The organism is Chryseobacterium taiwanense, from assembly GCF_000813825.1.
GTDB lineage: Bacteria > Bacteroidota > Bacteroidia > Flavobacteriales > Weeksellaceae > Chryseobacterium > Chryseobacterium taiwanense.
Genome location: NZ_JWTA01000019.1, coordinates 43,104 through 57,132, shown reverse-complemented (window position 1 = coordinate 57,132; position 14,029 = coordinate 43,104). Strand labels below are relative to the sequence as shown.

The following is a 14,029-nucleotide window of genomic DNA, read 5'->3' as shown; positions in this document are numbered from 1 at the left end:
AAAAATGAAAAAACAAACAGTAATTGTAACAGGAGCATCATCGGGAATTGGTTTAGAAGTTGCTCGATATTTCTTAAACAGAGGTGATAATGTGGTAATTAATTCACAAACAGAATCAAAATTAAAAGATATTTACAACGAATTGGGAGCCGGAGAAAATTTGGCGATGGTTGCAGGAGATGTTTCAAAAAAATCGACAGGAGAAGCTTTAGCAAAAGTTGCCCTTGAACAATTCGGTTCGATCGATGTCCTTGTAAATAACGCCGGAATCTACGATAACAAACCGTTTTTGGATGTAACTGAAGAATATTTGGATACATTTTTAACAACCAATTTAAAAGGAACATTCTTCACAACACAGGCAATTCTTCCGCAAATGATTAAGCAAAAAGATGGCGTTGTCATCAATGTTGGAACACCGCTTGTTGATCACGCGATTGCACAATCTCCTTCCACTGCGCCGATTTCGAGCAAAGGAGCAATTCACGCTTTGACGTTGCAATTGGCGGCAGAATTTGGAAAAGATAATATCAGAGTAAATACTGTTGCACCGGGCTTAATCAGGACTCCGATGCATGATGAAAGTATTGATAACAATGCGGGAATTCATTTAATCAACCGCATTGGAGAACCGGAAGAAGTGGCGCAAATGATCCACTCGATTGCTAAGAATTCGTTTATTTCAGGCGCTATCATTAATGTAGACGGAGGAATGGGCGCTGGTCATAGTTTATAAAAATGAAAGTTTTAATTGTAATGGCGTGGCTGTTTATTGTACCGATAAACAGCTATGCTCAAAAAATAAATGTCATGAAAACAGACAAAACAGAAGAAACAGCCATAAAAAATGTGATTGAACAATTGTATTTTAAAGGAATTTATGAAGGAAACACCGAACTTTTAAAGGAAATTTTTCATAAAGATGCTTTGCTTTTCGGAGATATTAAAGGTGTACCTTATTACAAAACTGCAGCACAATATATTGAAGGGGTCGGAAGTCGTGTAAGTCCGGAAAAATCTGGAAAAGATTTTAAGCCAACCATCATCTCGATTGATGTCATAAATACTATTGCCACTGCAAAATTAAATGTAAAAATGTACGATTTCAATTACTATAATTTTATAACTTTCCATAAAATTGATGGTAAATGGCTCATCGTAAATAAAACATTAACCGATGTAGAACCTTAACCAAATTTTCTCAACCAAAATCATCAAAAATCATGTGGAACAAAAACAGAATAACCGATTTACTCGGCATAGAATATCCAATTTTCCAAGGACCTTTCGGCGGTGGATTATCAACTGTTGAATTGACAACAACCGTCAGCAAACTCGGCGGATTGGGAGGCTACGGAGCTTATACTTTGTCGCCTCAGGAAATTTATGATGCAGATCAGCAGATAAAATCCATCACAGATAAACCTTATAATCTGAATCTTTGGGTAAATGATCACGACATTATCGATCAGGAACATACTGAAAATCAATATAAAAAAGCAGTTGAAATTTTTAAACCTTATTATGATAGCTTAAGCATTGAGGTTCCACCACTTCCACCTTCTTTTGAATCGAGATTTCAGAACCAATTGCAGGTTATTTTTGATATTAAACCGAAAGTTTTCAGCTTTATGTTTGGGCTTTTGGATCCGGAAATTATTGAAAGATTAAAAAGTCAGGGAACAGTTGTGGTCGGAAATGCAACGACAGTAGATGAAGCCATTGCTTTGGAGAATATTGGCGTTGATGTTATTGCAGCTTCAGGTTTCGAAAGTGGCGGTCACAGACCTTCGTTTTTGGAAAAAGCCGAACTTTCAACAACGGGAACTTTTGCTTTAATTCAATTGGTTAAAGATAAGGTTAAAACTCCGCTCGTAGCCGCAGGTGGAATCGCAAATGGTCGCGGAATCGCAGCCGCAATGACTTTGGGAGCAGAAGCTGTACAAATCGGAACTGCATTTTTAGCAACAGAAGAATCCGGAGCGTTGCCAATTCATAAAGAGTTTTTATTCTCGGAAGCAGCAAAATCCACCACCCTTTCCAGAGCTTATACCGGAAGATTAGGACGCGGAATTACTACAGAAATTACACGAAAATTGTTAACAGCAACCGATCAAACATTACCTTTTCCTTTGCAGACAACCTTTATTGCATCAATGAGAAAAGCAGCATTGGAGCAGAAAAAACACGAATTGGTTTTCTTCTGGTCTGGTCAGATCGCACCGATTTTAAAACATAAAACAGCATCAACTTTAATGAGATCTTTAATTGAAGAGTCGAACGAATTGATGGGATAATTGGCTTTAAAGTTGGAAGATCAATTCTGGAAATTACAACAAATGCAGCCTTTATCTTCCAACTTTAAACCATATATTACACCGTCATACCAATATCAATTCCTTTGATTTTTCTGTATAAATCGGTTGCATAATTATCCGTCATTCCTGAAACGAAGTCAATCACTCCAAGTACTTTCTGATAGTCTGCACCGTCCTTATAAACGAATTGTTTAGGAAGAAGTTTCAGTGCTTTTTTATCGTAAGATTTTCTTTCGTCTTCATGTTTTAGAATAGAAGGAATAAAATGATCTAGCAATTCATACATTACATTGTAACCGGCATTTTCTATTTCTACGACCGCTTTATGATTGTAGATTTTTTCAATTGAAAAGCTTTCAATATCCTGTAGAGCTTTATTTTCAGACTTATAAATATCAAGAAGTCCGTGATCTAAATTACCTTTCAGAATAGTCTCAAAATTACTTTTATATAGATGAATCGACTTATTAATCAAAGCATTGATCACTTTGGCTCTTAAATAAGAAATCTGCTCGTTTTCATTTCCGATGGAGTTCAACTTCTGCTCTACTCTATTCACATCGTCCGTTTCAGATTTTACCAGCTCAAAAAATAGATTTTTACAGTCTGCTGTTGAAACAATCCCCAATCGGTGTGCATCTTCCATATCGATAATATTGTAGCAAATATCATCGGCAGCTTCTACCAACCATACAAATGGATGTCTTTTGAAAATATAAGGTTCTTCGCTTTCTGAAATTAAATTGGTTCCTTTTGCAATCTCTAAGAAAATATCTTTTTCATTCTGAAAGAAACCAAATTTCTTTCTGTGAATAATTCCTTTCTTTTTAGCAATGGCTTCACATGGGTATTTTGCAATACTTGCCAATGTTGAAAATGTCAGCTGAATTCCTCCTTCATCTTTCCCCTGCTGTTGATGCGCCAAGACTCTGATTGCATTTGCATTCCCTTCAAAATTCACTAAATCTGCCCATTCTTTTGCATTGAATTTAGGCTTTAAATCATTTTCATTGCGTTCAAAATAACTGGCAATAGCATCTTCTCCGGAATGTCCAAAAGCGGGATTTCCCACATCATGGCAAAGACAAGCTGCAGCAATAACGTTTCCTAAATTATGAAGGTAAAAACTTTTGGAATCTTCTGTTAAATCATTTTTGAAGTTATCATGAATAAATTCGCCGATGATGCTTCCCAAACTTCTTCCCACCGACGAAACCTCCAAAGAATGCGTCAAACGGTTGTGTACAAAAACACTTCCCGGAAGCGGAAAAACCTGGGTTTTATTTTGTAATCTTCTGAAAGCTGAAGAAAATATAATTCTGTCAAAATCTCTCTGAAAATCTGTTCTTGAAGCCTTTGTATTCGGATTGTTTCCTGTACGTTGATTGGTGAAAATCTGGTTTAAATTCATCATTTTTCAAAATTACTCCAAATTTTATTTTTATGGAATAGTATTTTGTTTTTTTCAAAAAAGTACATCAAAAATCTAGTCTAAACTGAAGCTTCCGCCTGAATATTTTCTAAAAAAATCTGATCTGTAGACTTCCCCCAAAGGGACTTCCGACTCTCCGATATAAATGTTATGATTATCAAACGAATCAATATAATCAATATTGACAACAAAAGATTTGCTCACCCGAAGGAAAATATCTGTCGGAACTTTTTGATGAATTGTTTTTAAATTCATCGCTGTAATCAGCTTTTGAGTCTGGGTATGAATAACCACATAATCTTTCAGCCCTTCTATAAACCGAATATCTGAAAAGTATATTTTATAGTATTTCCTATCTGCCTTTATGAATAAAAAATCAGCCGTATTCGATTCTATTGTATTTTTTACCGTTTTAGATGATAGCAATTCCTTGTAAAGAACAGCTTTTTCAATTGATTTTTCAAGCCGATGCTTATCGATAGGTTTTAACAGATAATCTACCGCATCCAATTCATAACTTTTCAAAGCGTATTGTGAATAAGCGGTTGTGAAAATAACTAATGTATTTTCAGGAAGCATTGCCGCAAATTCTAACCCTGAAATCATTGGCATTTCAATATCAAGAAAAATCAAATCCGTATTTGAAGTTTTTAAAAACTCCATTGCAGCAGGAGCATTTGAAAAGCTTCCCGAAATTTCCAACTGTGAAACTTCCTGAATCAAAGATTTCATTTCTGCTCTTGCTAAAGGTTCGTCATCAACAATTATACAATTCATAGGGGAACGATTAAGGTTACAATATATTCTTTATCTGTCGAAATAATATCTAGTTCGTGGGTATTCTGATATAATAATTCTAATCTCCGTTTAATATTGGCCAAGCCTAAACCTCCGTACTTATTATTAAAAGCAGAAAAGTCTGAGCTTTTAGAATTGATACAGGTAAAATACAGTCTGTTATCTTCCATTTTTATATCAATGTTAATATAATTTTCTTTTCCATTAATACTTACACTATGTTTTACCGCATTTTCCACGAATGTTGTAAAGAGGTTTGGAGGAATAAAAATACTGTTCACGGTACGTTTATCAATTGCCACATGAATATCTACAGACAAATCTTCTCTTCTTATTTTCTCAAGATTAATAAAATTAGAAAGAAAATCAATTTCTGAAGTGAGCAATGTTTTTTCTTCATCATTTTCATACAACTGATACCGCAAAAATTCCGAAAGCTTCATAATGACAGTAGTTGCTTTTTCCGGATCTGTTCTTATCAACGCTTTAACGTTGTTCAGCATATTAAACAGGAAATGAGGATTGATCTGGTTTCTCAGTTCATTCAACTCCATTCTTAATGTAAGATCATTAAGCTCTGTGATTCGTTGACTGTCTTTAATCCATTTCTGTAAAAGTTTAACCGTTGTTGTGGTCAAAATAATAGGAATACACATTAAAACTCCTTCATAAATTCCTCCTTTCTCACGAGGTAAATTAATCACACGATATTCTGAAAAAAACCGGTCGAAACAATATCCAATGCCATTTAAAGCAACAACACCAAGGGCAACCAATAAAATAAAATAGGTTACATAACGGGTTTTGAAGAAAAATAAAGGAACTAATACATATATATTAATATAGACCATCCCAATCAGTATACTATATACAAAAAACAAGATATAATACTTAGAATCTTCCGAATACCAATTCCAAAATCTTGCATTGTAGATCAGCAGAAAAAAGAAAATCAGAAACAAAAAATGTCTCAAAAATCTAAATCGATCTTCAAGCAGAAAATCCATGACAAGGGTTTCTTTAAAATTCTGAGAAGAATATTTCATGTTTTATTTCGGGCTTAATAACTTAACAAAAATAGGTAATAACGTCAATTTCACTTAAAATATTATACCAAACCTCTATTTTATTATACAAATTTTAAAGTTCGGGATTTCGTATAAAATAACGGGGAACTTGTATAAAAAATAAGTTTCCAAAACCCATTCTCCATTCCTTTGCTCTGTAAAATTTTCAAATTATGGAACTGACCACTTTCCAGGAACTGACCGAGCAAATTGCAGTAGAATGTTTTTATATGACCGATTGTGAACAAGAGGAAAAGGTAATTCAGCTTATTGATCTGCATCACTTTATTGATTGCTACCATTCTAACTTTACAATCCTTGAATACATCAATCATCCTGTCAATATTATAGAAGAGCATGGAATAAAAAAAGGAATTTTATTTTATGATATCAAACACCCTATTTCATTAGATTTTAATCTTTTCGAAGCTTTTAAAAGACAGAATCAGCTCAAAGAAATGTGGTTTGTATTTGTAGAGGAAGATGCAATTGCTCATTCTGAAAAATATTTCAGGTTCATTATTGAAAACTGTATTGAAATTTTTTACGATAAAATTTTCCTTTTCAATTTCTTCCAATCTACCATTAAAGAACTTAAATAATTATGAAAATACTCAGAAAAGCAATTCTGCCATTTACTATTCTTCCTTTAAAACACGTAGTATATGCTCAAAAGAGAGACAGTATTCCCTTAAAAGTAAGAGCGTTTGTAGCTGACAAATTTCCGCAAACAAGAGATTTTAATCTTGAATTTACTCAGACTACACCTTATAAATTTTCTTCTGCGTTACAGGGAAACGATTTACCGGAAAATAAAATGAAAGAATTTTACCAGGTAAAAGCAAATGCCAATATCTATTTTATTAAAAGTAAAAGCTGGTTATTAAGTACTTCCTTAAACTACCGCTATACTTCGATGAATATGGAAAACTCTATTTCAAATTATCCTACTAATAAAGATTTTCATTATCATTCGGAAGGAATTAATGCAAGCTATTATTCTAAGCTCTTTAATAAAATCGCCGTATACTCCGCTTCCGTTTCTGTTGACGGAAGTGATCAGCATTTTGAAAGAATTCGTGGGGTTGTAACAGGAGCTCTAATTTTAAAAGCTAATCAGAAAACAAAAATGACAGTAGGAATTGCTGCTTTCATCGATCCTAGCTCACAAGTTCCGGCTCTTCCTATTTTTACTTATGAGCATAAATTTGACAACGGTTGGATAGCAGATATTCTTTTACCTAAAAAAGTCCTGATCAGAAAAAATATGTTTTCCAATGGAAGAGTTTCTTTTGGAACTGAGATGGATAATACTTCTTTTTACCACTACTTATCAGGAAAAACCTATGAATACAGACAGGTGGAAATTAATTCAGGAGCTATTTATGAACATAATTTAGGCGGAAATTTCATCGGTACTTTAAAAACAGGAATCAGAGCAACTCCCAATGCAAGGGTTTTCGAAAAGCAGGAATCTTTTAAAGATTATATTTTTGAAGCCAAATACAAACCTTCATTCTATTTCAATATCGGTGTCTCTTATAATCCTTTTGGAAAGCCCAGAACCAAATAATAAAATAAAACAGTTTCCTATTTCATAGCATAACTTGTTGATATTTAATCTTGAGTCTACCCATTTCGGTAGACTTTTTTCATTTTCTTACAATCTCACTCTCCTTTCATTTTTTGAAACTGAAATACCAAAATAAATTCATCATCAAGTGATAAAAATTACTAGCCGCTGCATAATATTACCAACTGTTAACATTGCGAATCTCTAAATAACAAATATAGAAACATTAATAATTTCACATTTTTTTGAGAATAATTTAATTAAAAACAATGTAAAAAACAGAAAAAACATATCACAAAACGAATATAAAAAAGCTCAAAACAACCTCACAATTAACGTAAAATACTGATAAACATCATTATAATTTAATTTAGATTCCCATATAATTGCCGTAATATTGCAAATGTAAAATTGATAATAAAAAGTCAAATAATTAAAAATAAAACAAATGGTAACTTACATCGGAATTGCAACATGTCTAATAGTATTCTCATCTTACTTCATGACTGCTAGAAAAGAAGGGAATTAATTAAATCCTTTATAAGAATAAATATCTTATAGAGTAGATTTACTAATTGTATTGTTATATGTTTTCAATCTGACACAGATTGTTCGCTCTTTTACTCAATTGGAGTAAAAGGGCAAAAAAAACATAATGTAAGAAAAATTCAACGCAACAAATTTTAATTTTTATAATAGCCGATAGGGTCGAACTTCACGTTCGGCTTTTTTGTTTTATAAACCTTTATCTTTGCATAAATCTTATACAATGAACCTGTACAACCTTATTATTCAAGATAAAGAAGAAGTAACCCTGGATGACGTTTTCCTTGATTCCCACAATAAGGAACAAATTGTACAGCTCATAAAAGAAAATACCTATTCCAAAGAATTGCAGGAATATGGACTTCCTGTAAATAATAAAGTACTTCTGGAGGGAAGTTCCGGTTGTGGAAAAACCATGACTGCAAAAGCGATTGCAAATGCATTAGGTAAGAGTATTATTATCCTTAATCTAAGTAATATCGTTTCTTCCAGAATTGGAGAAACCTCACAGAATATCAAAATGATCTTTGATAAAGCCTCACGTGAAAGATCTGTCCTTTTTCTTGACGAACTTGATCAAATTGGAAAAGCGAGAGGCAGCGATGACAAAGATGTAGGCGAGATGAGACGACTGGTGAATACTTTGATCCAGTTGATCGATTATTATCCCGAGAATGCACTTTTATTGTGCGCTACCAACCATCCTGAAATCATTGATACTGCTTTAATCAGACGTTTTCAGTTGAAGATCAATTATCAAATGCCTTCTGATCAGTTTCTGGACCAGTTTTATGATACTTTATTATCAAAATTCCCGGAAGATTTGAGAAAAATTGATAGAAAATACAATATTTCTTTTGCGGAAACGAAGGATTATACTTTTACCGTGGTGAAGGGAAATTTGATTGAAAAACTGGAAGGAAAGCATGAAATACAGCTATAAAATATATTCTTTATTACTATTTATTAGCCTAACCTCGTGTTCTAAAAAATACAAAGGAGAAGTGAGTTTCAAAAACTGTAAAGCCATTTATCCTGTTCACGATGAGGAAAAAGAAAGGAAACTTTATCAAGGTCACAACACCCCTAATCAATGGGAATACGAATCCGCATTAAGAAAATTAGCAATTTGTCTTTGTGAACAATATATTCAGAAGAGGGATCCTGAAACTAAAGAAAAAATAATAGAAATTTATAACTATAAATTCGAATTTTATAATAGAAACAATACATTCCAAAAAATCAGTTTTGATTCTATTTTAGCAAACAGAAAAGACGTTTTTAATTCTGAAATTTTAATTGATTAAAAGCAAATTATCTATATTTAAATGATTCAAAATTTAATCCTGATAAATTATTTATGAAAACGAATAAGCTTTTAAGAAAACTAGGCTCAGAATTTTTAATGGGAATTGCAGGAATTTTGGGAACTCATATTGAAACCAAAATAGGTTTGGGTATATTTTTGCTCATTCCGGGAATTGCTATATTTTTTTCTAAAGAAGTTGCTCATGAAGATAATCCAGAAGCATCTTATATCATTGGAACTTTTCTAATTTTCATTGCTATTTTGCTATTCTTTATAAGATATAAAGAACTGAGAAAAAAAACTGAATAAACCACCTCTCACTTGAGCTTTAGTATATAAATAAAGAGATTGCTTCGTCGCTTCGCTCCTCGCAATGACATAAAAAAAATCCCTCTCATTACTGAGAGGGATTTTTTATATATAAAAAACTTTTAATTACATATAAGCTTCAATTGGCTCACAAGTACAAACTAAGTTTCTATCTCCGTAAGCTTCATCAACTCTTGAAACAGAAGCAAAGAATTTGTGATCTCTTACCCACTCTAGTGGATAAGCTGCTTTTTCTCTGCTATATGGTTTATCCCAAGAATCAGAGATTACCACTTGCTCTGTGTGAGGAGCGTTTTTCAACACGTTATTTGCAGCATCTGCTTCTCCGTTTGCAATCTCTTCAATTTCTTGTTTAATGGCAATTAGAGCTTCTGCAAAACGATCGATTTCTGCTTTGCTTTCAGATTCAGTCGGTTCAATCATCAATGTTCCTGCAACCGGGAAAGAAACTGTTGGAGCGTGGAATCCGTAGTCCATCAATCTCTTTGCAACATCAGCAACTTCAATTCCTAACGACTTGAACTGTCTGAAATCTACGATACATTCGTGAGCTACTTTTCCGTTTTCGTTTGAATATAAAATCGGGAAATGCTCAGCTAAAATTTCTTTCAGATAATTAGCATTTAAGATCGCATGTTCAGTTGCTTTTTTCAATCCTGAAGTTCCTAACATTTTGATGTAAGCATAAGAAATATTCAGGATCAATCCAGAACCGTAAGGTGCAGCAGAAATACCGTCGATAGCTTCTTTAGCTCCAATTCTGATGTTTGCGTTTGAAGGCAAGAAAGGAACCAAATGTTTAGCTACACAGATTGGACCAACTCCAGGACCTCCACCTCCGTGAGGAATAGCGAAAGTTTTGTGAAGATTCAAGTGACAAACGTCTGCTCCGATGTTTCCAGGACTTGTATATCCTACCTGAGCGTTCATGTTGGCACCATCCATATATACTTGTCCGCCATGTTGGTGGATTAAGTTTGTAATTTCGATAATGTTCGCATCAAAGAATCCGTAAGTTGACGGATACGTGATCATTACACAAGAAAGGTTTTCTGAATGCTGTTCTGTTTTAGCTTTTAAATCTTCGAAATCAATTTCTCCGTTTTCAAGGTTTTTAACAACAACGATCTTCATACCTGCCATTGCTGCAGAAGCCGGATTTGTTCCGTGTGCAGACTGAGGAATCAATACTACATTTCTGTGACCTTCACCTCTTGAGATATGATATTCTCTGATTACCATTAATCCCGCATATTCTCCCTGAGCTCCAGAGTTTGGCTGAAGAGAAGTTCCTGCGAAACCAGTGATTTCAGCTAAATCTTTCTCTAACTCACGAATCATTTCCTGATATCCTCCAGCTTGATTTACCGGTACAAAAGGGTGAACTGCTCCCCAGTTTTCCCAAGAAAGTGGTAGCATTTCAGTTGCTGCGTTCAATTTCATCGTACAAGAACCCAAAGAAATCATTGAATGTGTCAATGATAAATCTTTTCTTTCCAGACGCTTGATGTAACGCATCAATTCTGTTTCCGTATGATATTTATTGAATACTTCTTCTGTAAGAATTTCGTCTTTTCTTAAATTCTCTTCAGGAATACTGTATCCTTCTTTAATTTCTAATTTGAAAGTCTGCTTATCTTTAAATTGAGCGAAAGAAGCCATCAGAACATTTAATTTCTCCAATGTTGTACTCTCATTGATTGCGATACTCACCACTCCTTCTGTGAAGTAGTTTAAGTTCAATCTATGATCAAGCATCATTCTCATCAATCTTCCTTTCTCATCTTCATTCATCGTGATTTTTACCGTATCAAAGATCGGCTCTTCAACGATTTCATACCCTAAAGCTTTCAAACCTCCTTTCAAAGCATTTGCTTTAAAGTGAATCTGATCGGCAATATAATTTAATCCTTTCGGACCGTGATAAACCGCATACATTCCAGCCATTACAGCCAATAAAACCTGAGCAGTACAAATGTTTGAAGTTGCTCTTTCTCTCTTAATATGTTGTTCTCTGGTTTGTAGCGCCATTCTTAATGCACGTCTTCCGTACATATCCTGAGAAACTCCGATGATTCTTCCCGGAATATCTCTTTTATATTCTTCTTTACAAGAGAAAAATGCTGCGTGAGGACCTCCATACCCTAATGGAATACCAAATCTCTGACTTGTTCCAACAGCACAATCAGCACCCATTGAAGCCGGAGACTTCAATTTAACCAAAGCCATAGGATCACAAGCTACAACCACCTGAAGATCTAATTTCTTATATTCAACGATGTTTTCTGTATAGTCTAAAACGATACCGTTTTTACCCGGATATTGTAATAAAACACCATAGTAAGAACCATCAAACTCATGAGTTTTGTGATCGCCTTCTACGATTTCGATATCCAATCCTTCAGCCTTTGTTTTTAAAACTGAAATGGTTTGTGGTAAAACAAGGTCAGAAACAAAGAATTTGTTTGCTCCTGTTTTCTTCTGATCTTTTGTTCTGTTATTAAAGAACATATGCATAGCTTCTGCTGCAGCCGTAGATTCATCTAATAATGAAGCATTTGCCAAAGCAAAACCTGTAAGATCACACACAACAGTCTGGAAATTAAGAAGAGCCTCCAATCTTCCTTGTGCGATTTCCGCCTGATAAGGAGTATACGCTGTATACCAACTTGGATTCTCAAAAATATTTCTCTGAATTGCTGATGGCAACAATGTATTGTGATATCCAAAACCAATGTAGCTTGTATAATCAGTATTTTTCGAAGCCAATTCTTTTGAGTGAATCAGCATTTCGTATTCTGAAAGCGGTTCTGAGATTTCAAGATCTTTTTCTAAACGGATAGAAGAAGGGATGGTTTGAGAAATTAACTCTTCGATACTTGAAACGCCAACTTTTTCCAACATAGCCTGTTTATCGGCTTCATTCAAGGAAATGTGACGGCTCACAAACTGTTCTGTATTCATTTTTTATATTAGATTTTGTTTGTAAAAAAGATGGGTAAAATTACGAATTTTTAGAAAATTGCACAAGTAAGTTGAAAACGCAAACGATTTGAATAATTAATCTATCTTATTCAATATTAGCACTATTTCATTATTGTTAAAATCATAAAAACAGTTAAAATATGTATTAATATTAAATTAACATTAATTTTAAAAACTTCAGATTCCTGTAAAAAGAAGAGATTTTACTTGAAAATTTCATTTTTACCCTCCACTTTAGATTTTAGGAGATTGTTTTTCATTTTTTTCATTCAAAAACCCTCTTTAAAAACATTTAAGCAATTATAAATCAATACAATAATATTTTAACAAATTTTATTATCTGTATTTATTCTAAATTAATATATTTGCAACATGAATATGATTGTCCCTTTCAAAGTTGCACCTTTGACTCCTGCTTTTTCTATGACTCCTGAAGAAATGTATTGTGGCGATAAGAAATCTTGCTGCAAGAAATTCAAAAAAGGAAAAAGATGTAAAAAGTGTCCGGGAAGGAAAAAAATGGCTTAATTGCTAAAGCTTTTTACTAAGAAATAAATTGCCAAAACCAATAATACAATCCCAGCGATTATTTTAATAATTTTTGGTTGCCCATGCGGATTTACGACGGTTCTCGGTTGTGACTTGAATAATTCTTCCGCTTTATCTTTGAATTTTTCTGTATTATTTTCAAAAACTTCAGTAATCGTAATTCCTTGAACTGCCGTTTTATGCAACAGCGAATTCGTTGCATGAAGTAAAATTTGGAATTTCCCGTCTTTAAATTCGGTTATTTTAAAAACTCTTTCCCCGTAAGGTTTTTCCAGTCCAAAAGGCAAGACTTTTACCACATCGGCATTTTGTGTTTGCCAATTGATAATAATCTCTTCTCCTTTTTTCGCATGAATTTTATTGGCTGTAAAAGTTTTAATCGAAGGCGGAACATTATATCTAAAACTCTTCTGATGGCTTTCTAAATTCTGATCATAAGAATATCTTCTGCTTTTGTCGCTCAACGTCTCATAAGCTTCCTGAATTTCACGAAAACGGTCGGCAAAGAAATCATCGTTCTCATTTTTATCAGGATGGTATTTTAAGGATAATTTTCTATAAGCTTTTTTGATGTCCTCTTCTGAAGCATCGTGAGAAATCCCGAGAAAATAGTAGTAATCTTTCATTGAACTCTACAAAAATAAGGATTTTTGTTATTGCGGGCAAAGGGAACCCATCTGTTTTTAATTCTATTTTTTGTCATTTGGGAAGTAGAGAATCTATTCTTTTAACGCGTATTTTAATGCAAAGTCCTCAAAGGTTTTTCTTTGAGATGATTGGGGATATTTTTTGATCGCAAAGGCGTTTCACTCAGCTAAGTATATAGTTTCTATAAAACGCTTAAAAAATTCCCCTTCTTTGAAGGGGTGGATTTTTGCGAAGCAAAAAGACGGGGTAGTTTAATAGCTGCAATGCTAACAAAGACAAAATCATTTAATACGATTTAAAACCACCCCGTCAAAAATTCTTTGAATTTTCGCCACCCCTCCAATGGAGGGAAATGAATGGCAAGTCAGAATACGGCAGGTAAAAGTTTTAAATAAATGTTTGGGAATGTTTTGAGATTGCTTCGCTTTGTTCGCAATGACGTATAAAAAAAGTTCCGGCGCGGGAAGCTTCGCT

General features: G+C 33.7%; 14 protein-coding genes. 9 read left to right on the top strand and 5 right to left on the bottom strand.

The features are described from left to right. Positions 1–4 precede the first annotated feature (4 nt). The 3 genes from RM51_RS17535 to RM51_RS17525 are packed head-to-tail and all read left to right on the top strand — an operon-like array spanning position 5 to position 2,297. Positions 5–736, top strand: a complete 732-nt coding sequence (locus RM51_RS17535; RefSeq protein WP_039372655.1) for an SDR family NAD(P)-dependent oxidoreductase — start codon at positions 5–7, stop codon at positions 734–736. A 2-nt stretch (positions 737–738) separates the two neighbouring features. After that, positions 739–1,191, top strand: coding sequence for a nuclear transport factor 2 family protein (locus tag RM51_RS17530; protein ID WP_039372653.1), 453 nt, complete (start codon positions 739–741; stop codon positions 1,189–1,191). Between the two features lie 32 nt (positions 1,192–1,223). Next, entirely contained in the window at positions 1,224–2,297 is a 1,074-nt protein-coding gene (locus tag RM51_RS17525; protein WP_039372651.1) for an NAD(P)H-dependent flavin oxidoreductase, read from the top strand. Between the two features lie 76 nt (positions 2,298–2,373). Here the strand turns inward: RM51_RS17525 and RM51_RS17520 are convergent, their stop codons facing one another. From RM51_RS17520 to RM51_RS17510, 3 genes are all read right to left on the bottom strand, one after another. Next, positions 2,374–3,729: a deoxyguanosinetriphosphate triphosphohydrolase gene (locus RM51_RS17520; RefSeq protein ID WP_039372729.1), complete on the bottom strand. Its 1,356-nt coding sequence runs from the start codon at positions 3,727–3,729 to the stop codon at positions 2,374–2,376. Positions 3,730–3,804: 75 nt separating this feature from the next. Further along, a complete protein-coding gene (locus tag RM51_RS17515) occupies positions 3,805–4,527 on the bottom strand; it encodes a LytR/AlgR family response regulator transcription factor (RefSeq protein ID WP_039372649.1) in 723 nt (240 codons plus the stop codon). Then, positions 4,524–5,594 (bottom strand): sensor histidine kinase, encoded by a 1,071-nt coding sequence (locus tag RM51_RS17510; RefSeq protein ID WP_039372647.1) that lies wholly within the window; start codon positions 5,592–5,594, stop codon positions 4,524–4,526. The genes RM51_RS17515 and RM51_RS17510 overlap by 4 nt, the downstream gene beginning before the upstream one ends. Before the next feature lie 194 nt (positions 5,595–5,788). On the opposite strand from RM51_RS17510, the gene RM51_RS17505 reads away from it, so the two are divergent. From RM51_RS17505 to RM51_RS17485, 5 genes are all read left to right on the top strand, one after another. Next, positions 5,789–6,217, top strand: a complete 429-nt coding sequence (locus tag RM51_RS17505; RefSeq protein ID WP_039372645.1) for a hypothetical protein — start codon at positions 5,789–5,791, stop codon at positions 6,215–6,217. A gap of 2 nt (positions 6,218–6,219) precedes the next feature. Then, positions 6,220–7,188, top strand: coding sequence for a hypothetical protein (locus RM51_RS17500; protein WP_039372643.1), 969 nt, complete (start codon positions 6,220–6,222; stop codon positions 7,186–7,188). Positions 7,189–7,957: 769 nt separating this feature from the next. Then, on the top strand, positions 7,958–8,677 hold the full coding sequence (locus RM51_RS17495; protein WP_039372642.1) for an AAA family ATPase: 720 nt from the start codon (positions 7,958–7,960) through the stop codon (positions 8,675–8,677). Then, entirely contained in the window at positions 8,661–9,041 is a 381-nt protein-coding gene (locus tag RM51_RS17490; RefSeq protein WP_039372640.1) for a hypothetical protein, read from the top strand. The genes RM51_RS17495 and RM51_RS17490 overlap by 17 nt, the downstream gene beginning before the upstream one ends. 53 nt (positions 9,042–9,094) lie before the next feature. Continuing rightward, complete coding sequence (locus RM51_RS17485; RefSeq protein WP_039372638.1) at positions 9,095–9,352, top strand: hypothetical protein; 258 nt, start codon at positions 9,095–9,097, stop codon at positions 9,350–9,352. A gap of 126 nt (positions 9,353–9,478) precedes the next feature. Here the strand turns inward: RM51_RS17485 and gcvP are convergent, their stop codons facing one another. Then, positions 9,479–12,337, bottom strand: coding sequence for an aminomethyl-transferring glycine dehydrogenase (gcvP, locus tag RM51_RS17480; RefSeq protein ID WP_039372637.1), 2,859 nt, complete (start codon positions 12,335–12,337; stop codon positions 9,479–9,481). A gap of 393 nt (positions 12,338–12,730) precedes the next feature. On the opposite strand from gcvP, the gene RM51_RS19560 reads away from it, so the two are divergent. Next, entirely contained in the window at positions 12,731–12,886 is a 156-nt protein-coding gene (locus tag RM51_RS19560; protein ID WP_165585020.1) for a hypothetical protein, read from the top strand. Here the strand turns inward: RM51_RS19560 and RM51_RS17475 are convergent. Then, the gene (locus RM51_RS17475; protein WP_039372635.1) at positions 12,883–13,533 is read right to left on the bottom strand and encodes a J domain-containing protein; all 651 of its coding nucleotides are present in this window, start codon (positions 13,531–13,533) and stop codon (positions 12,883–12,885) included. The genes RM51_RS19560 and RM51_RS17475 overlap by 4 nt on opposite strands. Positions 13,534–14,029 lie beyond the last annotated feature (496 nt).

Excerpts from the sequence above, each read along its gene's own strand:
- RM51_RS17535 (WP_039372655.1), top strand. The coding sequence starts at position 5 with ATGAAAAAACAAACAGTAATTGTAACAGGAGCATCATCGGGAATTGGT.
- RM51_RS17530 (WP_039372653.1), top strand. The coding sequence starts at position 739 with ATGAAAGTTTTAATTGTAATGGCGTGGCTGTTTATTGTACCGATAAAC.
- RM51_RS17525 (WP_039372651.1), top strand. The coding sequence starts at position 1,224 with ATGTGGAACAAAAACAGAATAACCGATTTACTCGGCATAGAATATCCA.
- RM51_RS17520 (WP_039372729.1), bottom strand. The coding sequence starts at position 3,729 with ATGAATTTAAACCAGATTTTCACCAATCAACGTACAGGAAACAATCCG.
- RM51_RS17515 (WP_039372649.1), bottom strand. The coding sequence starts at position 4,527 with ATGAATTGTATAATTGTTGATGACGAACCTTTAGCAAGAGCAGAAATG.
- RM51_RS17510 (WP_039372647.1), bottom strand. The coding sequence starts at position 5,594 with ATGAAATATTCTTCTCAGAATTTTAAAGAAACCCTTGTCATGGATTTT.
- RM51_RS17505 (WP_039372645.1), top strand. The coding sequence starts at position 5,789 with ATGGAACTGACCACTTTCCAGGAACTGACCGAGCAAATTGCAGTAGAA.
- RM51_RS17500 (WP_039372643.1), top strand. The coding sequence starts at position 6,220 with ATGAAAATACTCAGAAAAGCAATTCTGCCATTTACTATTCTTCCTTTA.
- RM51_RS17495 (WP_039372642.1), top strand. The coding sequence starts at position 7,958 with ATGAACCTGTACAACCTTATTATTCAAGATAAAGAAGAAGTAACCCTG.
- RM51_RS17490 (WP_039372640.1), top strand. The coding sequence starts at position 8,661 with ATGAAATACAGCTATAAAATATATTCTTTATTACTATTTATTAGCCTA.
- RM51_RS17485 (WP_039372638.1), top strand. The coding sequence starts at position 9,095 with ATGAAAACGAATAAGCTTTTAAGAAAACTAGGCTCAGAATTTTTAATG.
- gcvP (WP_039372637.1), bottom strand. The coding sequence starts at position 12,337 with ATGAATACAGAACAGTTTGTGAGCCGTCACATTTCCTTGAATGAAGCC.
- RM51_RS19560 (WP_165585020.1), top strand. The coding sequence starts at position 12,731 with ATGAATATGATTGTCCCTTTCAAAGTTGCACCTTTGACTCCTGCTTTT.
- RM51_RS17475 (WP_039372635.1), bottom strand. The coding sequence starts at position 13,533 with ATGAAAGATTACTACTATTTTCTCGGGATTTCTCACGATGCTTCAGAA.